This window comes from Actinoplanes sp. KI2 (genome assembly GCF_025630775.1).
GTDB lineage: Bacteria > Actinomycetota > Actinomycetes > Mycobacteriales > Micromonosporaceae > Actinoplanes.
In genome coordinates, this window is the sequence record NZ_JAOSZE010000016.1 from 82,787 (window position 1) to 102,280 (window position 19,494).

General features: G+C 71.9%; 19 protein-coding genes. 7 read left to right on the forward strand and 12 right to left on the reverse strand.

The annotated features are described in order from the left end of the window. Positions 1-9: 9 nt before the first annotated feature. The 3 genes from ODJ79_RS18450 to ODJ79_RS18460 all read right to left on the reverse strand — a co-directional run bounded on the left by ODJ79_RS18450 (position 10) and on the right by ODJ79_RS18460 (position 2,692). Entirely contained in the window at positions 10-987 is a 978-nt protein-coding gene (locus tag ODJ79_RS18450) for a carbohydrate kinase family protein (RefSeq protein ID WP_263024716.1), read from the reverse strand. Between the two features lie 135 nt (positions 988-1,122). After that, the gene (erpA, locus tag ODJ79_RS18455; protein ID WP_263024717.1) at positions 1,123-1,491 is read right to left on the reverse strand and encodes an iron-sulfur cluster insertion protein ErpA; all 369 of its coding nucleotides are present in this window, start codon (positions 1,489-1,491) and stop codon (positions 1,123-1,125) included. Positions 1,492-1,588: 97 nt separating this feature from the next. Next, positions 1,589-2,692, reverse strand: coding sequence for a glycerate kinase (locus ODJ79_RS18460; RefSeq protein ID WP_263024718.1), 1,104 nt, complete (start codon positions 2,690-2,692; stop codon positions 1,589-1,591). Between the two features lie 68 nt (positions 2,693-2,760). Here ODJ79_RS18460 and nadA point away from each other — a divergent pair, with 68 nt between their 5' ends. From nadA to ODJ79_RS18475, 3 genes are all read left to right on the forward strand, one after another. Next, the gene (gene nadA, locus ODJ79_RS18465; RefSeq protein ID WP_263024719.1) at positions 2,761-3,966 is read left to right on the forward strand and encodes a quinolinate synthase NadA; all 1,206 of its coding nucleotides are present in this window, start codon (positions 2,761-2,763) and stop codon (positions 3,964-3,966) included. 207 nt (positions 3,967-4,173) lie between these two features. Beyond that, positions 4,174-5,529, forward strand: a complete 1,356-nt coding sequence (gene murA / locus ODJ79_RS18470) for a UDP-N-acetylglucosamine 1-carboxyvinyltransferase (protein WP_317620673.1) — start codon at positions 4,174-4,176, stop codon at positions 5,527-5,529. 36 nt (positions 5,530-5,565) lie between these two features. Then, complete coding sequence (locus tag ODJ79_RS18475) at positions 5,566-6,186, forward strand: DUF3043 domain-containing protein (protein ID WP_263024720.1); 621 nt, start codon at positions 5,566-5,568, stop codon at positions 6,184-6,186. 66 nt (positions 6,187-6,252) lie between these two features. Here the strand turns inward: ODJ79_RS18475 and ODJ79_RS18480 are convergent, their stop codons facing one another. Further along, positions 6,253-6,561 carry an AzlD domain-containing protein gene (locus tag ODJ79_RS18480; RefSeq protein ID WP_263024721.1) on the reverse strand — a complete coding sequence of 103 codons (309 nt, stop codon included), beginning with the start codon at positions 6,559-6,561 and terminating at the stop codon, positions 6,253-6,255. Next, a complete protein-coding gene (locus ODJ79_RS18485) occupies positions 6,555-7,229 on the reverse strand; it encodes an AzlC family ABC transporter permease (RefSeq protein ID WP_263024722.1) in 675 nt (224 codons plus the stop codon). The genes ODJ79_RS18480 and ODJ79_RS18485 overlap by 7 nt, the downstream gene beginning before the upstream one ends. Positions 7,230-7,294: 65 nt before the next feature. Between ODJ79_RS18485 and ODJ79_RS18490 the strand changes: the two genes are divergently transcribed. Together ODJ79_RS18490 and ODJ79_RS18495 are read left to right on the forward strand one after the other, a co-directional pair. Next, the gene (locus tag ODJ79_RS18490; protein WP_263024723.1) at positions 7,295-7,849 is read left to right on the forward strand and encodes a helix-turn-helix domain-containing protein; all 555 of its coding nucleotides are present in this window, start codon (positions 7,295-7,297) and stop codon (positions 7,847-7,849) included. Between the two features lie 89 nt (positions 7,850-7,938). Then, positions 7,939-9,837 (forward strand): acyl-CoA dehydrogenase family protein, encoded by a 1,899-nt coding sequence (locus ODJ79_RS18495; RefSeq protein WP_263024724.1) that lies wholly within the window; start codon positions 7,939-7,941, stop codon positions 9,835-9,837. Here the strand turns inward: ODJ79_RS18495 and ODJ79_RS18500 are convergent. From ODJ79_RS18500 to ODJ79_RS47180, 6 genes are all read right to left on the reverse strand, one after another. Beyond that, on the reverse strand, positions 9,822-10,772 hold the full coding sequence (locus ODJ79_RS18500) for an ATP-binding cassette domain-containing protein (RefSeq protein ID WP_263024725.1): 951 nt from the start codon (positions 10,770-10,772) through the stop codon (positions 9,822-9,824). The two genes, ODJ79_RS18495 and ODJ79_RS18500, sit on opposite strands and share 16 nt — an antisense overlap. Next, positions 10,769-11,569, reverse strand: a complete 801-nt coding sequence (locus ODJ79_RS18505) for an ABC transporter permease (protein ID WP_263024726.1) — start codon at positions 11,567-11,569, stop codon at positions 10,769-10,771. Before ODJ79_RS18505 ends, ODJ79_RS18500 begins: the two co-directional genes overlap by 4 nt. After that, positions 11,562-12,422, reverse strand: a complete 861-nt coding sequence (locus ODJ79_RS18510) for an ABC transporter permease (RefSeq protein WP_411267340.1) — start codon at positions 12,420-12,422, stop codon at positions 11,562-11,564. The genes ODJ79_RS18505 and ODJ79_RS18510 overlap by 8 nt, the downstream gene beginning before the upstream one ends. A gap of 2,126 nt (positions 12,423-14,548) precedes the next feature. Then, positions 14,549-14,869, reverse strand: coding sequence for a hypothetical protein (locus ODJ79_RS47170; protein ID WP_411267341.1), 321 nt, complete (start codon positions 14,867-14,869; stop codon positions 14,549-14,551). Between the two features lies 1 nt (position 14,870). Beyond that, the gene (locus ODJ79_RS47175; RefSeq protein WP_411267342.1) at positions 14,871-15,464 is read right to left on the reverse strand and encodes a hypothetical protein; all 594 of its coding nucleotides are present in this window, start codon (positions 15,462-15,464) and stop codon (positions 14,871-14,873) included. Beyond that, positions 15,464-15,943 carry a pentapeptide repeat-containing protein gene (locus ODJ79_RS47180; RefSeq protein ID WP_411267343.1) on the reverse strand — a complete coding sequence of 160 codons (480 nt, stop codon included), beginning with the start codon at positions 15,941-15,943 and terminating at the stop codon, positions 15,464-15,466. Before ODJ79_RS47180 ends, ODJ79_RS47175 begins: the two co-directional genes overlap by 1 nt. An 829-nt stretch (positions 15,944-16,772) precedes the next feature. On the opposite strand from ODJ79_RS47180, the gene ODJ79_RS47185 reads away from it, so the two are divergent. Beyond that, a complete protein-coding gene (locus tag ODJ79_RS47185) occupies positions 16,773-17,624 on the forward strand; it encodes a WG repeat-containing protein (protein WP_411267346.1) in 852 nt (283 codons plus the stop codon). Between the two features lie 14 nt (positions 17,625-17,638). Further along, the gene (locus ODJ79_RS18520) at positions 17,639-18,637 is read left to right on the forward strand and encodes an aldo/keto reductase family protein (protein WP_263024729.1); all 999 of its coding nucleotides are present in this window, start codon (positions 17,639-17,641) and stop codon (positions 18,635-18,637) included. A 28-nt stretch (positions 18,638-18,665) separates the two neighbouring features. Here the strand turns inward: ODJ79_RS18520 and ODJ79_RS18525 are convergent, their stop codons facing one another. Next, the gene (locus ODJ79_RS18525) at positions 18,666-19,493 is read right to left on the reverse strand and encodes a site-2 protease family protein (RefSeq protein WP_263024730.1); all 828 of its coding nucleotides are present in this window, start codon (positions 19,491-19,493) and stop codon (positions 18,666-18,668) included. Position 19,494 lies beyond the last annotated feature (1 nt).

Below are 19,494 nucleotides of genomic sequence, written 5' to 3' on the forward strand. Positions count from 1 at the left end.
CGTGACCGGTCAGGCGGGCAGGAACGGCTTGATCTCGGCGGCCGCCACGTCACCGTACGAGTCGGCGAAGCGCTTGCCGAACTCGTCGCCGCGGATGTCGTACTCCTGCGGGCCGACCGATTCCAGCACCAGCGCCGCCACCAGCGAGCCCACCTGCGCGGCCCGCTCGAGCCCCAGCCCCCAGGAGACGGCCGTGAAGAAGCCGGCCCGGAAACCGTCGCCGACGCCGGTCGGGTCGCCGGGGATGACGTCCCGGGCGACCGGCACGTGGATCCGCTCGATGTCCCGGCCGGTGATCTCCACGCCGTCCTTGCCGAGCGTGGTCACCCGGATCTTGACCTGCTCGAGGACCTGCTCGCCGGTGAGGCCGGCCTTGGACTCCAGCAGCGAGCGCTCGTACTCGTTGGTCAGCAGGTAGTCGGCGCCGCTGATCAGGGTCAGCACGTCGCTGCCCTCCATCCGGGCGAGCTGCTGCGACGGGTCGGCCGCGAACTTGAAACCGCGGTCGCGGCACTCCTGCGAGTGGCGGATCATCGCCGCCGGGTCGTTCGCGCTGATCAGCACCAGGTCGAGGCCGCCGGCCCGCTCGTCGACCGGGGCGAGCTCGATGTTGCGGGCCTCGGCCATCGCGCCCGCGTAGAACGAGGCGATCTGGTTGAGGTCGTCGTCGGTGGTGCAGACGAAGCGGGCCGTGTGCGCCACCTCGCTGACGTGCACCGAGTCGCAGTCGACGCCGTGCCGCTCGAGCCAGGATCGGTAGTCGGCGAAGTCCGCACCCACCGCGCCGACCAGGATCGGGCTGAGGCCGAGCTTGCCCATGCCGAACGCGATGTTGCTGGCCACCCCGCCGCGCCGGACGACCAGGTCGTCGACGAGGAACGAGAGGGAGACCTTGTGCAGCTGGTCGGCGATGAGCTGGTCGGCGAACCGGCCCGGGAAATGCATCAGATGATCGGTCGCGATCGAGCCGGTAACGGCGATCTTCATGTCGGCCCTCGAGGTCGGGAACAGGGGGCGAGCTTGCCTACGCAGCCTACCGGCACGTTACGCGACGCAGGCCGCCCCGTTAACGGGACGGCCTGCGGAGGTTTCCGCCTGATCGTGCAATATCAGCGGGACGGATCAGTGGAACGAGTCGCCGCATGCGCACGAGTTCTGCGCGTTCGGGTTGTCGATCGTGAAGCCCTGCGCGTCGATCCGGTCCGCGAAGTCGATGGTGGCGCCGGCCAGGTAGGGCGCGCTCATCCGGTCGACGACGACCTCGACCCCGCCGAAGTCGTTGACGACGTCGCCGTCGAGCGAGCGCTCGTCGAAGAAGAGCTGGTAGCGCAGGCCGGAGCAGCCGCCCGGCTGAACGGCGATACGCAGGCGCAGGTCATCCCGGCCTTCCTGCTCGATCAGGGCCTTGACCTTCACAGCGGCGACGTCGGTAAGGATGACGCCGGTGGGCGCGGCGGCCTCGGTCGACTCGGTGTGCGCTTCAGTGGTCACTGCGTATCTCCCTGCCACGGTGGGGTCTGCGGTGGTCTGCAGTACCACCCAACGCTAGCCCCTGTTCCGATGATTCCCAATCCGGGTGGCTTTCCTCTCACCTACTCCACTGACGGGACAGCCTGCCGGCGAGTTCGCGCAGGCCACGGGCGGGCTCGGCCAGCGCGATTTCCTCCGACCCGAAGTGATCCGTCAGCGACAGGGTCTCGGTGACCCCGGCACCGGCCGCCTCCCGGTAGCCGGTCTCGTTCCGGCCGCACACCACGACGCAGGGCAGCCCCCGGTCGCGGGCGCCGTTCGCGATGCCGGCCACCACCTTGCCGCGCAGCGACTGATGGTCGAACGACCCCTCCCCGGTGATCACCAGGTCGGCGGCGTCCAGCTCCTTCTCCAGCCCGATCAGCGTGCCGACCAGGCCGATGCCCGAGGTGACCCGGCCGCCGAGGGCGATCAGCGCCGCGCCGATGCCGCCGGCCGCGCCGCCGCCGGGCGCGACCTCCAGGTCGGTGAGCCCGAACGCCTGCTCGAGGACGCCGGCGAACTGCTCCAGCGCGGCGTCCAGCCGGAAGACGTCCTCCTCGGTGGCGCCCTTCTGCGGGCCGTAGACCTTGCTGGCGCCGTGCAGGCCGGTCAGCGGGTTGTCGACGTCGGTGGCGACGACGATGCGGGCCTGCCGCAGCCGGGGCTGTCCGCCGAGCGCCACCGCGGCGCTGAGCACCGCCCCGCCGTACGGGAGGGCGTTTCCGGCCACGTCGATCGGGGCGGCGCCGAGCGCGGCGAGCATGCCCGCTCCCCCGTCGTTGACCGCCGAGCCGCCCAGGCCGATCACCAACTCGGCCGCGCCCGCCTCGACCGCGGCCGTCATCAGCAGGCCCAGGCCGTACGAGGTGGTGATGTTGGGATCGCGCTCCTGCGCGGTCAGCAGGTGCAGGCCGCAGGCCTGGGCGCTCTCGAGGTACGCCGTGGTGCCGGAGAGCAGGATCTCGCCGCGCGCCGGGCGGCCGAGCGGATCGACGGTCTCCACCGGCAGCCGCCGGCCGTCCAGCGCCCCGGCGAGCACCTCGACGAAGCCAGGGCCACCGTCGGACAGGGGACGCTGAACGAGGTGATCTTCGCCCAGCCAGCCCGCGGCGACGGCGGAAGCGACATCGGGGGCGGAGAGGGTGCCGGCGAACTTGTCCGGACAGATCAGTACGCGCACCTCCTGAGTGTGGCAGGCCACTTTTGAGCGACGGGGAAGACCGTGCCCCGCTGTGCCACTATGGCGGCGTGACCTGGATCGAGCCTGCTGACACCGCTACCGCGTTGCTTTTGCTCGGCCGTGGCAGCGACCCCGCCTCCGAGCGCGGCGTCGACTGCCCCGGCGAACTGCCCGCACCGAGCGACCCCGACCTGGTGGCCCGGGCCACCGCCGCCAAGGCCGCGCTCGGCGACCGCGTCTTCGTCCTGGGCCACCACTACCAGCGCGACGAGGTCATCCAGTTCGCCGACGTCACCGGCGACTCGTTCAAGCTCGCCCAGCAGGCCGCGGCCCGGCCGGATGCCGAGTTCATCGTCTTCTGCGGCGTGCACTTCATGGCCGAGAGCGCCGACATCCTGACCAAGCCCGAGCAGAAGGTGATCCTGCCCGACCTCGCGGCCGGCTGTTCGATGGCCGACATGGCCGTCCTCGGCCAGGTGCAGACGGCCTGGGAGCACTTCGAGGACCTGGGCATCACTGCGCCGACCCGCGGCGGAAAACCCCAGAACAAAACCATCGGAAACGAGATCGTCCCGGTCACCTACATGAACTCGTCGGCCGACATCAAGGGCTTCGTCGGCCGCAACAAGGGCGTGGTCTGCACCTCGTCCAACGCGAAACGGGCGCTGACCTGGTCGTTCGAGCAGGGCTCGAAGGTCTTCTTCCTGCCCGACCAGCACCTGGGGCGCAACACCGCCGTACTGGAAATGGGCTTTGATCTTGAGGATTGTGTGCTCTACGACCCGCACAAGCCGAACGGCGGCCTGACCGACGAGCAGCTGCGCAACGCCCGGATGATCCTGTGGCGCGGGCACTGCTCGGTGCACGGCCGGTTCACCATCGACAGCGTGCGCGAGGTGCGCGAGCGGGTGCCGGGGGTGAACGTGCTGGTCCACCCGGAGTGCCGGCACGAGGTGGTGCAGGCGGCCGACCAGGTCGGCTCGACCGAGTACATCATCAAGGCCCTGGATGCGGCGCCGGCGGGTTCGGCGTGGGCGGTGGGGACCGAGCTCAATCTCGTACGCCGGATGGCGCTCGCCCACCCGGACAAGCAGATCATGTTCCTCGACCGAACGGTCTGCTACTGCTCGACGATGAACCGGATCGATCTGCCGCACCTGGTCTGGGCGCTGGAGGAGCTGGCGGCCGGCCGGGTGCCCAACCAGATCACGGTCGACGAGGACACCGCGCACCACGCCCGGATCGCCCTCGACCAGATGCTCGCCCTTCCATAACACAGAGTAACGGTAAGAGCGCCCTCTGAGTGGCGGCGCCTTTACAGTGTCTTAATCATCAGCATTTCTTCACTGCGCGGGCGTTGTCCGACTTCCCTTATCGTCACGCAGCGCTATGCTTCCCCGGTTGCAGACACGGGTACCCCCGCCCGAAGCCTGCCCCTCGTTCACTTTCGGGCCCCGATCGCCCGCCGGCTGGAGGTTACGTTGACCGACGATGTCCTGGTCGTGCACGGCGGTGCACCGCTACAGGGTCAGATCCGGGTCCGTGGCGCCAAGAATCTCGTCTCCAAGGCCATGGTCGCCGCCCTGCTGGGCGAGACGCCGAGCCGCCTCTACGACGTGCCGCGCATCCGCGACGTCGAGGTCGTCCGCGGCCTGCTCGAGCTGCACGGCGTCAAGGTCACCGACGGCGCCGACGACGGCGAGATCGTGATGGACCCGACCAACGTCGAATCGGCCAGCACCGACGAGATCAACGTGCATGCCGGGTCCAGCCGGATCCCGATCCTGTTCTGCGGCCCGCTGCTGCACCGGCTGGGCCGGGCGTTCATCCCGGACCTGGGCGGCTGCCACATCGGCCCGCGGCCGATCGACTTCCACATCCAGGCGCTGCGCGAGTTCGGCGCGGTCGTCGACAAGGCCCCCGAGGGCATGCACCTGAGCGCGCCGAACGGCCTCAAGGGCGCCAAGCTCGAGCTGCCCTACCCCAGCGTCGGCGCCACCGAGCAGGTGCTGCTCACCGCCGTCCGCGCCGAGGGCGTCACCGAGCTGCGCAACGCCGCCATCGAGCCGGAGATCATCGACCTGATCTGCGTGCTGCAGAAGATGGGCGGCATCATCACGGTGCACACCGACCGGGTCATCGAGATCCAGGGTGTGCCGAAGTTGCACGGCTACGCGCACAAGCCGATCCCGGACCGGATCGAGGCGGCCAGCTGGGCCGCGGCGGCGCTGGCCACCAAGGGCGAGATCGAGGTGCTCGGCGCCCGGCAGGCCGACATGATGACGTTCCTGAACGTGTTCCGCTCGATCGGCGGCGAGTTCCAGATCACCGACGACCGGGTCGGCCGGACCGGGGTGACCGGCGCCGAGGGCGGCATCAAGTTCTGGCACCCGGGCGGCGACCTGCAGCCGGTCGCGCTCGAGACGGACGTGCACCCCGGTTTCATGACCGACTGGCAGCAGCCGCTGGTGGTCGCGCTGACCCAGGCCCGCGGCCTGTCGATCATGCACGAGACGGTGTACGAGCAGCGGCTCGGCTACACCGAGGCGCTCAACCAGATGGGCGCGACGATCCAGGTCTACCGGGACTGCCTGGGTGGCACGCCGTGCCGCTTCGGCCGCCGCAACTTCCGGCACTCGGCGGTCATCGCCGGCCCGTCCAAGCTGCACGCGGCCGACCTGGTGATCCCCGACCTGCGGGCCGGCTTCGCGCACCTGATCGCGGCGCTGGCCGCCGAGGGCACCTCGCGGGTGTACGGCGTCGACCTGATCAACCGGGGCTACGAGGACTTCGAGAACAAGCTCGCGGCCCTCGGCGCGCACGTCGAGCGCCTCTGATACAGGTCGGCTGAACCTACCGGCTACTCTCCTACCGTGTCCTCGCTCTTTCGCCGTAAGCCCGCCGACGTCGCCTCCTCCGAGCCTGTGCCGGAGGAGGTGACCGACGACGCGCCCAAGCCGAAGAGCTACACCCCCAGCAAGCGGGAGCTCGGCCAGTCCACGCCGAAGCGGCAGAGCACGGCTCGCAAGGTCAACGCCGAGGCCCCGGCGAACCGCCGCGAGGCCATGAAGCAGATGCGCGAGCGGCAGCGGGTGGAGCGTGCCGAGGCCGCCGAGGGCATGCGCGCCGGCGACGAGCGCTACCTGCTGGCCCGCGACCGCGGCCCGGAGCGCAAGCTGGTCCGCGACATCATCGACTCGCGCCGTACGGTCGGCACCTGGTTCTTCGGCGGCGCGGCGGTGGTGCTGATCGGCTCGATGATCCGGATCCCGATCATCCAGCTGGCCAGCAACCTGCTCTGGGCGCTGCTCGCGGTCGCCGTGATCGTGGACAGCGTCCTGATCTCCCGCCGGGTGAAGAAGCTGGTGCGTGAGCGCTTCCCGAAGACGACGCAGCGGATGGGCTCGCTCCAGCTGTACGGCGTGATGCGCGCCCTCTCGTTCCGCCGGATGCGGGTGCCGAAGCCGCAGGTCGGCCTCGGCGACAAGATCTGAGGCACGTCGGCCCGGCCGGAGGCGACAAGGTCTGAGGCACGTCGGCCCGGCCGGAAGCGACAAGATCTAGGGCACCCCGGCCAGTCGGAGCAGCGCTGCGGTACCGGCCGCGGCCAGCACCACCACGACGAACGGCGCCTTGCGCCAGGCGAGCACGCCGCCGACCAGCACTCCGGCCGGCCTCGCGACGCCGGCGAACTCGACACCGGCCATCAGCGCGGCCGTGCCGGCCAGGGCGGCGAGCAGCGCCGCGGCGGCCATCTGCAGGACGCGCTGAACCGCAGCGGAGAGCTTGAGCCGGCCGCGGAGCAGCACCCCGCCGAGCCGCATGCTGTAGGTGCCGACCCCCAGCGCGACGATCGCCGCGATCAGCATCGTTTCGCCCTGACCAGCGTCAGCAGCCCGACCAGCGCGCACAGCACCGGCAGGCCGGCCGGGAGGACCGGCGTGAGCAGCACCGCCACCGCCGCCCCGGTCAGGGCCACGACGCGGGTGGCGCGATCCCGCAACGACGGCATGATCAGCGCCAGCAGGGCGGCCGGGAACGCGGCGTCCAGGCCCAGCGCGTTCGGGTCGCCGGTCGCGCCGCCGAGGAGGACCCCGAGGGCGGTGCCGATGTTCCAGGACGTGAACAGCGTCGCCCCGATGATCAGGTAGACCCGGCGACGTCGTACCGGATCGGTCTCGGCCAGGGTGAAGGCGGCGACCTCGTCGGTCAGCACGTGGCTGCCGATCACCCGGGTGCGCAGGCGTGGACCCAGCGCGTCGCCGACGGCCAGGCCGAACGGCAGGTGGCGGGCGTTGAGCAGCAGCCCGGCGAAGACGGCGGCGAGCGGGTTGCCGGCCGCGAGCAGGCCGACCGCGAGGAACTGCGAACCGCCCGCGAAGACGACCGTGGACATCAGGAACGGCACCCAGGTGGGCAGCCCGTACGCGATCGCGATGGCCCCGAACGACGCGCCCACCGCGACCATGGCCGCCGCGATGGTCGCCGCGTCGCGCAGCAGGGCGCGATCCTCGACCGTTCGCTGTACCGTACGCATGGTTTGAAATATTGAACGACGGACTACCGTTCGTCAAATCGAACGACCCGATCGATGGAGCGAACATGCAACAGCCGGCGCCGCCGCTTGCCACGATCGCCACCGCCCTGCGCCGCGAGCGCGAGCGGGCCGGCATCTCGCTGGCCGAGCTCGCCCGCCGGGCCGGCCTGGCCAAGTCGACGCTCTCCCAACTGGAGGCGGGCACCGGCAACCCGAGCATCGAGACACTGTGGTCGCTCGGGGTGGCGCTGGGCGTGCCGTTCAGCCGGCTGGTCGAGCCGCCCACCGCCCAGGTACGGGTGATCCGGTCCGGCGAGGGTCAGCGGCTCGAGGCGGACCAGGCCGATGTGCTGGTCAAGCTGCTCGCGGCCGGTTCACCGCACACCCGGCGGGACATCTACCTGATGGAGCTCGAGCCCGGCCAGCCCCGGACGGCGGCCGCGCACATCCCGGGCAGCGTCGAGCATCTGGTGCTCGGGGCCGGCCGGCTCCGGACCGGACCGGTCGGCGAGGAGGTCGAGCTCGCGCCCGGCGACTACGTGACCTTCCCCGGCGACGTGCCGCACCAGTACGAGGCGCTGGAGACGTCGTGGGCCGTCCTCGTCATGGAGCATCGCTGAACACAAAAGGTTGTTTCGGCGCTACCGCGGGGTAACACGCCTCGGTAACGTGGCGACGAGGAGCAACGTGGCGACCGAGGAGGTCTGCGATGACCGCGACCCAGCGCAATGTCTCCGAGAAACAGGCCCGGCAGGTCGCCGAGGCCGCCCGCGAGTCCGAGTGGCGCAAGCCGAGTTTCGGCAAGGAGCTCTTCCTGGGCCGGTTCCGGCTCGATCTGATCGACCCGTGGCCCGCCGAGCAGCCCCGCCCGGATGCCGACGAGTTCCTCCGCAAGCTCGACGCGTTCGCCCGCTCCGAGATCGACGGGCAGCGGATCGAGCACGACGCGCGCATCCCCGACGAGGTCTTCCAGGGCCTGGCCCGGCTCGGCGCGTTCGGCATGAAGATCGATAAGGAGTACGGCGGGCTCGGGCTCACCAATCTGCACTACTGCCGGGCGCTGACCCTGGTCGGCTCGGCCAACGCCTCGATCGGCGCGCTGCTCTCGGCACACCAGTCGATCGGCGTGCCGCAGCCGCTGAAGCTGTTCGGCAGCCCCGAGCAGAAGAAGAAGTTCCTGCCCCGGCTCGCGGCCGGCGAGGTCTCCGCGTTCCTGCTGACCGAGCCGGATGTCGGCTCCGACCCGGCCCGGCTCGGCACCGTCGCCGAGCCGGTCGAGGGCGGCTTCAGGCTGAACGGCGTGAAGCTGTGGGCCACCAACGGCACGGTCGCCACCCTGCTGGTGGTGATGGCCCGGGTGCCGGGCAAGGGCATCACCGCGTTCGTGGTCGAGGGCGACGCCGACGGCATCACCGTCGAGCGGCGCAACGAGTTCCTCGGGCTGCGCGGCCTGGAAAACAGCGTGACCCGGTTCCACGACGTGTTCGTACCCGAGGCCAACGTCATCGGCGGGCTCGGCAAGGGGCTCAAGATCGCGCTGACCACGCTGAACACCGGCCGGCTCTCGCTGCCTGCGATGTGCGTGAGCGCCGGCAAGCGGTCCCTCGCGATCGCCCGCGAGTGGTCGGCCGACCGGGTCCAATGGGGACGCGCGGTCGGCATGCACGAGGCGGTGGCCAAGAAGATCGCCTTCATCGCCGCCACCACGTACGCGATGGAGTCGACCCTCGACCTGTGCTGCATGATCGCCGACGACGACCGCAACGACATCCGGATCGAGGCGGCGCTGATCAAGCTGTTCGCCAGCGAGATGGCCTGGCAGGTCGCCGACGAGCTGATCCAGATCCGGGGCGGCCGCGGTTACGAGAAAAACGAGTCGCTCATCGCCCGCGGCGAACGCCCGGCCGAGGCCGAGCAGCTGCTGCGTGACCTGCGGATCAACCGGATCTTCGAGGGCTCCACCGAGATCATGCACCTGCTGATCGCCCGCGAGGCGGTGGACGCCCACCTGTCGGTGGCCGGCGACATCATCGACCCGGAGGCCGGCCTCAACCGCAAGGCGCGGGCCGCGGCCCGAGCCGGCGGCTTCTACGCGAAGTGGCTGCCCACCCTCGCCGTCGGCAAGGGCCAGGCGCCGACCGCGTACGGCGAGTTCGGCCCGCTCGCCGCACACCTGCGGTACGTCGAGCGCGCCTCCCGCAAGCTGGGCCGCTCGACCTTCTACGCGATGTCCCGCTGGCAGGGCAAGCTCGAGCGCAAGCAGGGGTTCCTCGGCCGGATCGTGGACATCGGCGCGGAGCTGTTCGCGATGTCCGCGGTCTGCGTGCGGGCGCACGCCGAGCGGGCCCACCGGCCGGAGGGCCGGGAGCTGGCCGACCTGTTCTGCCACCAGGCCCGGCTGCGGGCCGACGCGCTGTTCGACGCGCTCTGGGACAACACCGACTCGCTGGACGTACGGGCGGCGCAGCGGGTGCTCGACGGGCGCTACACGTTCCTCGAGGACGGCGTGGTCGACCAGCCGAGCGACCTGGCCTGGGTCGCCGCCTGGGAGCCGGGCGCGGCCACGGTCGAGGACGTGCGCCGGCGGATCCCTCAGGCGGAGGCGTAAAGGCGCGCCACCACGTCCTCGATGTCCGGCTCCACCACGGACAGATCGCGGACCGCGGCGGTGGCCACCAGACCGGCCACCGCCTCCCCGGCCGACGCCGTGTCCAGGGCGAACGTCACCCGGTGACCGTCCGCCTCGGCCCCGAGCAGCGTCGCGCCGGGCAGCGTGAAGCCGGGCGCGAGCGGCCGGTCGAGGTCGACCACCAGGCTGCGGCGCGAGCCGTACCGGGCGTGCAGGGCCTCGATCGTGCCGTCGTGCACCACCCGGCCGTGGTCGATCACCACGAGCCGGTGGCAGAGCCGCTCGATGTCGGCCAGGTCGTGGGTGGTCAGCACCAGCGTGACGTCACCGCTCGCGCCCAGCTCGGCCAGGAACGAGCGGACCGCCTGCTTGCTCACGACGTCCAGGCCGATCGTCGGCTCGTCCAGGAACAGCACGCCCGGGCCGTGCAGCAGCGCCGCCGTCAGCTCGCCCCGCATCCGCTGACCGAGCGACAGCTGCCGCACCGGGGTGTCCAGGAACTCGTCCAGGTCGAGCAGCGAGCGGCAGCGGCGCAGCCGGGCCTCGTGCTCGGCGGCCGGCACCCGGTAGATGTGCCGCAGCAGCCGGAACGACTCGCGCAGCGGCAGGTCCCACCACAGCTGCGAGCGCTGGCCGAAGACCACGCCGATGCGCAGCGCCAGCCGGGTGCGCTGCGGCACCGGGGTCAGCCCGAACACCGACACCTCGCCCGCGGTCGGCGCGAGCACGCCGGTCAGCATCTTCAGCGTGGTCGACTTGCCGGCGCCGTTCGGGCCGATGTAGCCGACCATCTCCCCCGGCTCGATCGTCAGGCTCACCCCGTCGACGGCCGGGACCGTGCGTTTCTCCCGGAACAGCCGGCCCGCCTTGACTCGTACGGTGAAATCCTTGCGAAGGTCCTGCATGCGAATCATGAGCCGGTGCTCCGGTAGTGACGGATGCCGGTGCGCCAGACCAGCGCGGCCACGGCAACGGCGGGCAGACAGACCAGCGGCGCCGCATAGCCGGCCCAGGCCGGCAGACCCAGGGGATCGGTCCGGCCGAGCAGCGCCAGCGCCGGCTGGTAGGAGACCAGACCAAAGCCCAGCGCGTACGCGAAGACGTCGCGGAACCAATCGCTGTAAACCGTGATCGGGTACGAGGTGAAGTCGCGCCCGCCATACGTGAAGGCGGCGCCGATCTCCCCCGACTCGACCCACCAGAAGGCCAGGCTCGCGGTCAGCACGAAGATCGCCCCGAAGAACACGGCGGCAGCGATCGGCGCGACCACGGCGAGCGCGACCCGGCCGGCGGTCCAGTGGATGCGGTTGGCGACCAGGGCCGTCACGTACACGAAAATGCCGAAGGCCAGCCGCAGCAGCTTGCGCAACGGCAGGTCCATGCAGATCAGCTGGGGCAGCACCCGCAACGGCCGGATCAGCACGGTGTCGAGGGTGCCGGCCCGCACGTACCGCTTGAGGTCGTCGATGTTGCCGACGGTCAGGTCGGCGAGCACGAAGCCGGCCGCGGTCAGCCCGGTCATCAGCAGCGACTCGGCCAGCGTGAACCCGCCGACCACCGCCGTCGCTCGGTAGAGGACGAAGACGGTCACCACGTCCAGCACGGTGCTGCCGAGGTTGCTCAGCAGCTCGATCGCGAAGGACGTGCGATAGGCGGCCATCGAGCGGGCCTTGCCGCCGAGCAGGACGGCGTACGCACGCAGCTCACCCACCCTGCACCACCAGCTTCCGCTCGGCCCGGCGCTGCACGTGGGCGGCGAGCGCGAGCAGCACCACCGCCCAGACCGCTTGCAGCGCGACCAGGCCGGCCTGCCGCATCGGTGGGTCGCGCTCGACCAGCACGTCCAGCGGGGTCTGCAGCAGGCCCGGGAACGGGGTGGCCACCCAGAGCGTCACCGCCAGCCACTCGGGGAGCAGGCGCAGCGGGAAGTAGAGCCCGCAGAGCACGCCCGAGCCGAGCGTCCAGAGCACCAGCGGCCCGCGGGCGTCGTGCAGCCAGTAGGCGGTCGCGTTGATCAGGAAACGGCACCCGAAGCTCCCGATCGTGGCCAGGGCCACCGACACCAGGAACAACGGCACGGTCTGCGGGCGGGACGGCACCGCCAGGGTGAAGAAGATCGCCCCGACGATCACCGGCCCCACCATCCGGGTGAGCACGGCGTGGCCGAACCGCCCGAGATCGGCCGCCAAGTAGGCCGTCACCGGCGGGACCGGACGTAACAAATCGGACGCAACATCACCGGTCCGGATACGGTCCGAAAGATCCGGCGGACCCCAGATGCCCACCACGCTGAGTAAGCCCTGCCCCACCCAGACGTACGTGGCCAGTTGCGCGGCGTCATACCCGCCCGGGCGTCCCCCGGCCGCGCCGTCCGCCACGGCCAGCAGCACGTAGCAGCGGAGGAAGCCGAAGACTATGTTGGTGAACGATCCGGCTATGGTGGCCTGCCGATAGGTCGCGTAGCGCCGGAAACCCGACCACACCAGTGCACCGAAAGTAGTGACGGAGGCGCGCAACGGACGACCGGGAGAGATCGTCAGCCCGCTGGCGTCAATCCCACCCACGCCGTTAATCTCCTTCCAAACCCCGCAGTGGAGCCGGGAGACTCTACCCGGGTCTCCGGACGGCCACCGCACATTTTCTGACGAAGAAGTGGACTCGACCGTGACGGAGCGTTGCCAATCACCGGGCCTGTATCTGGGTGCCCGATGAACGGCTGGAGCTCCCAACGCGGGGACGAGCGCTGGGGCGACGAGCCCGCCTGGGTCTACGAGATCACCTGGGAGTGGGAGCCGCAGACCCCCGGCCAGCGCTATCCGGGCGATCCGGGGCGCCGGAAGGCCGTGCACACACCGGTCTACGAGGCCTCCCAGCCCGATTCCGGGCCACGCCCGCCCGCCTCCCGCGACGAGCGCGCCCAGGAATCGCGGCCCGCGCCCGGCCGGGAAAACCCGGGCTACCCGCAGCGTGGCGCCCCGGCCCCGCAGCAGCGCGACGAGCCGTCGTGGAACCGGCCGGCCGGGATGGTGCCCGCGCCCGACCAGCGTCGCGGGTCCGCGCCCGTCTACGGTCGGCAGTCGCCCCCGTCCGCCGAAGGTCAGTACCCGCCACCGCCTCGCGGGCAGTTCCGGCCGGGGCCGCAGGTGCCGGTCAGCCCCGGTCCGACCTCGCACGGCGGGCGCGCCTCGGTTTCGCCGGTCTCCGCTCCGTCGGGGCACCCGCAGTCCGGGCCGCCGGGATCGCCGCAGCGGCCGCCTGCCATGCCACCCGGCTCGCCGCAGCGGCCGCCTGCCATGCCACCCGGCTCGCCGCAGCGGCCGCCTGCCGGGCCGCCGGGATCGCCCCAGCGGCCGTCCGCCATGCCACCCGGGTCGCCACAGCGGCCGTCCGCCATGCCACCCGGGTCGCCACAGCGGCCGTCCGCCATGCCACCCGGGTCGCCGCAGCGGCCGTCCGCCATGCCACCCGGGTCGCCACAGCACCCCCACGGCACGCCGCCGGGGTCGCCACAGCGGCCGTCCGCCATGCCGCCGGGGTCACCGCAGCGCGGGCCGGGCGCGCCGCAACACGGGCAGTCCTTGCCGCCCAATGGACCGCGCCCGCCGGTCATGCCTGGGCCGCCGCAGCAGTCCCCCGGCACGCCGCCGGGGTCGCCGCAGCACCTCCACGGCACGCCGCCGGGGTCGCCGCAGCCCCTCCACGGCACGCCGCCGGGGTCGCCGCAGCGGCCGGCCGCCATGCCGCCCGGGTCACCGCAGCACTCCCCCGGCACCCCGCCGGGGTCACCGCAGCACGGCGGGTTCGCGGCGCCCGGGTCGCCGCAGCGTGGGCAGGCCATGCCGGCCGGCGGGCCGCAGGGACCGCGGCCGCCCGCTGGGCGGGTCGGTGGGCCGGGCGTCGCGCCCGTTTCGCCCGCCAACTCCGGGACGTATGGCGCCGCTCGCCCCTATTACAGTGATTCGCCCGATCGTGCGGGACGGCCGCAGTCCGACGGCCGCCCACCCATGGACACTCGTCCGGCCGCCGGTCCGTGGCCGGTATCGCCGGCTTCGGGGCCACATGTTTACGGCAGCGCCCGGCCCGCGCCCTCCGATGCCTTCCCGACCCGGCCCGCGCCCTCCGATGCCGTCCCGACCCGGCCCGCGCCCTCCGATGCCGTCCCGACCCGACCCGCGCCTTCCGATGCCGTCCCGACCCGGCCCGACGCCCCGCCGGGACGGCGACCGTCGGACGGGCCGTTCGACCTGCGGCCGGCGCCCGAACTGGGCTCGCCCGCGCCTGCCCGGCCCGCGGCGCAGCCCACCCGGGTCACGCCGTCGCATCCGGCCATGCCGCCCGCGCCCGTCTACCCGCCGACGCCGGCCGAGCCGGTCTCCGGCCCGGCCCAGCCCCGGCCGGAACACCCCTGGGCCGCCGCATCGACGCACGCGGCTCCGCCATCTGCGGCTTCCGGTCCGGCCCAGCCCGGGCTGGAGCACCCGTGGTCGGTGCCGCCGACTCATGCCGGGCCGTCCGAACAGCGGCGACCCGCCTCCGCGCCGGCCCAGCCCCAACCCGACTCCCCGCGACCAGTCTCCGCACCCACCCAGGCGGGACCGCCCGAGCAGCCGCGCCCAGTCTCCGCGCCCGCTCAGGCGGGACCGCCCGAGCAGCCGCGACCGGTCTCCGCACCGAGCCAGGCCGGACCCGACTACCCACGGCCGGTCTCGGCGCCCGCCGAGCAGCCTTTCCCGGCGTCGGGGGCGGGCGTGTTCGCTCCCCGGAGCTCGGGCGAGGCGGAGCCGTTCGACCGGAGCGTCGAGCCGGTCACCGCACCGCCCGCCTCGGAGTGGGTGGTGCTGCCGGACGGGCCGGTCGCGGGTTCGGGGATCGAGCCGGTCACGGGGCCGCCGGCCCAGTCGTCGGCCGAGCCGCCAGCCGATTCGTCGGCCGAGCCGCCAGCCGGTTCGTCGGCCGACGAGGAGTCGCACGGGCTCGGGTGGCTGCTGTCGCAGAGCGGGCTCGGGGCCACATCACCGGTGCCGATCGAGGCGATTCCCGACGAATCCGAGCCGGAGCCGGCGGTCGAGCCGGAGCCCGAGGCGGTCGCCGACGACCCGGCGCCGGTCAGCGGGGCGTCGCTGAAGCAGAACTGGTTCGTGCCCGGAACCGGCTCCCAGCCGATCATCACCCCGGCCGGGGTCGAGGAGACCGACCCCGAGCCGGTCGAGGCCGAACCGATCGACGCCGAGGTGGCCGAGGACGAGCCCGTCGACGCCGAGCCGATCGACGCCGAGCCGGTCTACGCCGAGGTGGCCGAGAACGAGCCCGTCGACGCCGAGCCGATCGACGCCGAAGTGGCCGAGGACGAGCCGGTCTACGCCGAGGTGGCCGACGACGACTCGGTTTACGCGGAGGTGGCCGGGGACGAGCCGGTCGACGTGGAGCTGGTCGAGACGCCGGCCGAGCGCGTGCCCTTCGAGGAGCCGGCCGTCGTGTCCTTCGAGGACGAGCCGATCGACGCCGAGATCGTCGAGCCGGTGGTCGGTGCCGAGCCGGTCGCGGATGAGCCCGACATCTTTGCCGCGCCGGTCAGCTCGGGGCCGCTCGAGCCCACGGCGTATCACTACTCCGACCTCGACGAGCCGGCGGCGGAACCCTTTGACGTGCGGCCGACCAGCGCCATGCCGGTCAGCTCCACCCTGGACGACGCCAGGCCGGTCAGCGCCACGCCCACCAGCACCCACCCAGTCAGCGGCACGCCCGCCGACGCCCACCCGGTCAGCGCAGCCCCGGTCAGCGCGGCACCAGTCAGCGCCGCACCGGTCAGCGCAGCCCCCATCAGCGCCGCTCCGGTCAGCGCAGCCCCCATCAGCGCCGCACCGGTCAGCGCAGCCCCCATCAGCGCCGCTCCGGTCAGCACGGCACCCGTCAGCGCCACCCCGGTCAGCACGGCACCCGTCAGCGCCGCACCCGTCAGCGCAGCCCCCATCACTGCCACCCCGGTCAGCTCGGCACCCGTCAGCGCCGCACCGTTCAGTGCCGTGCCGATCGAGGCGGACGCCGTCGAGGCCGAACTGGTCGACGTCGAGCCGGTCGATGCCATGTGGGTCGAGGCTGAGCTGCCGCCGAGCGTCGAGGACCGCGTCGAGGCGGCCGCCGCGGAGCCGCCCTCGGCGGACGAGCCGGAGCACCTCGACGAGACCGCGGCGCACACCGAAACCGAGCCCGAGCCGGTCGACCACGACGACGAGGACGACGAGGACGACGAGGACGCTGCCGGGGACGACGCTGCGCCCGAGACCGAGCCGTCGGTCGTGGCGTTGATGGCGGACCCGGGACGGCCGGAGCCGGACGCACAGGACAGCGACGCCGAGCGGGAAGCGCCCTCCGGACGGGACGGGAAACCGGCGGCGACTGTCCCGCTCGTACTCAATCAGGCGCGGAAGGTTATTCGCCAGCGTGGGGAAACCGCCGGCGCAGCCGGCAATCGGCGGGCCGATCCGGAGCAGGTCCTCGCCAACTACCCGTGGGGCTTCGACACCGAGACGCTGCGCGAGCGGATCGACGACCCGGACCAGATGTGGGTGGTCATCGATCGGCTGACCGACAAGCTGGAGTACGCCGAGCGCGACGCCGTCCGCGCCCGCCTGCTGAGCCTGCGCGCGGTGGCCGAGCGCCTGGTGGAGGACCTGGACGCCGCCCTGGAGGACGCCCGGTCCGCGTTGACGCATGCCCGGTCGGTCGGCGAGCTGCGGCTGACCACCACGGTGCGGGCGCGGCTCGCCCATGTGCTGCAGTGGCGCGGCGAGTACGCCGAGGCCGACCGGCTCTACGCCGAGGCCGCCTCCCCGGAGCTGCCGTCCCGGCTGCGCGCCGAGATCCACGAGCTGGCCGGGCGGTCGGCGTTCGATCAGGGGCGCTACCTGGAGGCGATGAACCACTTCGAGACCTCGCTCGACCTGCGCAAGGGCGCCGACCCGGAGCTGGTGGAGCGGATCGAGGCGGCGCTCGACACGATCACCCGGCGCACGAAGGGCGGCGACTGGGGGCCGTACCCGCGGACCGCGGACGAGATCCTCGGGCGCACCGAGCCGCCGCGGCCGATCCGGGACGAGCGGTCCGGTCTGTGGGGCTATGTGGGCGCGGTGCCGCCGCGGTACGCGCAGGCGCAGCCGTTCGCGGACGGCCTCGCCTGGGTACGCCGGCCCGAGTCGGCGGCCTGGGAGCTGATCGACCGGTCCGGCGAGACGGTGATCGACGCGTCGACCGGCTATCTCGCGGCCGAGCGGTTCGCCGAAGGGCTCGCCTGGGTGTCCCGGGACGAGGCGGGCGGCTGGTACGCGATCGACCGGCAGAACCGGCTGATCATTCCGGGTGGCTTCGACGACGCGAAGGCGTTCCATCACGGGCTCGCGCTGGTCAAGCGGGGCGGCTGGGGTGTGATCGACCGGCACGGGCGTCTCCTGGTGCAGCCGCGGTACCGGTCGTTCGTGACGCCGCTGGTGTCCGGCGGGCCGATCGAGGGCTTCACCGACGAGGGGCTGGCCGTGGTCGACGCCGGGGAGATCTTCGGCGTGGTGGATCGGGCCGGGCAGCTGGTCGTGCCGGCCGAGCACGCGGCGATCGTGATCCACCCGTCGGCGTTCCTGGTCGCCGACCGGTTCGGGCTGTGGGGCGCGCTGGACCGCAACGGCGAGCCGCTGGTCGAGCGGAAGTATCGGGAGCAGGCGGAAGTGCTGGAACAGATCGATCGTCTGCTGGCCGATGAGCGCCCGGTTCTCTAAGTAGAGTCACCGGCATGGAGTTCCGTCATCTCGGCCGTTCCGGTCTACTCATCAGCGAGATCGCCTACGGCAACTGGATCACCCACGGTTCCCAGGTCGAGGAGGAGGCGGCAGTCGCCTGCGTGCGCGCCGCTCTCGACGAGGGCATCACCACCTTCGACACCGCCGACGTGTACGCCGGGGGCCGCGCCGAGGAGGTGCTGGGCCGCGCGCTGAAGGGGGAGCGCCGCGCGGGGCTGGAGATCCTCACCAAGGTCTACTGGCCGATCGGGCCCGGCCCGAACGACCGCAGCCTGTCCCGCAAGCACATCCTGGAGTCGATCGACGGTTCGCTGCGCCGGCTGCAGACCGACTACGTGGATGTCTACCAGGCCCACCGCTACGACTACTCGACGCCGCTCGAGGAGACCATGCAGGCGTTCGCCGACGTGGTACGCCAGGGCAAGGCGCTGTACATCGGCGTGTCCGAGTGGTCCGCCACCCAGCTGCGGGCCGGCTGGGAGATGGCGCAGGACCTGAAGATCCCGTTCGTCTCCAACCAGCCGCAGTACTCGGCACTCTGGCGGGTCATCGAGGCCGAGGTGGTGCCCACCTCGATCGAGCTGGGCATCGGCCAGGTGGTCTTCTCGCCGATCGCGCAGGGCGTGCTCACCGGCAAGTATTCGGTGGGTCAGCAGCCGCCGGAGGGGTCGCGGGCGACGGACGAGAAGAGCGGGGCGAACTTCATCTCGCGCCTGCTCGGCGACGACGTGCTGACCGCGGTGGCCGCGCTGAAGCCGCTGGCCGAGCAGGCCGGCCTGTCGATGGCGCAGCTCGCGGTGGCGTGGGTGCTGCAAAACTCGAACGTGTCGGCCGCGATCATCGGGGCCTCGCGGCCCGAGCAGGTCCGGGACAACGTCAAGGCCTCGGGCGTACGCCTGGAGGCCGACCTGATGAAGGCGGTGGACGCCGCGCTCGACCCGGTCGTCGAGCGCGACCCGGCAAAGACCGTTTCCCCGGCGAAACGCCCCTGACCTGGCCGCTTCTGGAACGGGGGGATAACTAACCCCCCTTCCAGAAGCGCATCAGCTCCAGTCCGACCTGGATGGCTATATCGTCGATGTGGAGCCGGTCGGCGATCCAGAACATCGCATCCGTGAACCAGATACCGATCTTCGTCTGCCACAGGATCAGGAAGAGCATGATGAAGCCGTACGGGGCGAACAGTCCCCAGGCGCGCTGGTAGGCGGGGCTCATCCAGGGCAGCAGGATGCTGCCGCCGTCGAGACCGGGAATCGGCAGGAAGTTGAGCGCGCTCGCGGTGATCTGCAGGAACCCGAGGGCGGCCAGCGCGCACCAGAACTCGGGATGCGCGCCGGACAGGCCCACCTCACCGGTCGGCGTCCGGTACAGCTCGACTCCGCCGAAGCCGGCCAGGAACGGCACCGCCACCGCCAGCGCGAGGATCACGTTGGTGAGCGGACCGGCCGCGCTGATCAGCGAATGCTTGGCCCGGTGGTTGATGTACTGGTGGTCGATCCAGACCGCGCCGCCGGGCAGGCCGATGCCGCCGAGCACCACCACGACCACCGGAAGCACGATCGACAGCAGCGGGTTGGTGTATTTCAGCGGGTTGAGCCGCAGGTAGCCACGGTCGGCCACGCTCCGGTCGCCGGCGAAGAAGCCGACCACGGCGTGTGCGTACTCGTGCAGGCAGAGCGACACCAGCCAGCCGGTCACGATGAACAGGAAGACGTCCACCCGGACGTTGCCGAAGTGCGTCCAGGTCATCACGCCGCTGACGACGAAGACCGCGACGATCCCGACGAAGACCGGGCTCGGGACGAACGCGTTGCGCGGGGTACGCGTGTAAACCGGCTCGTAGGTCACT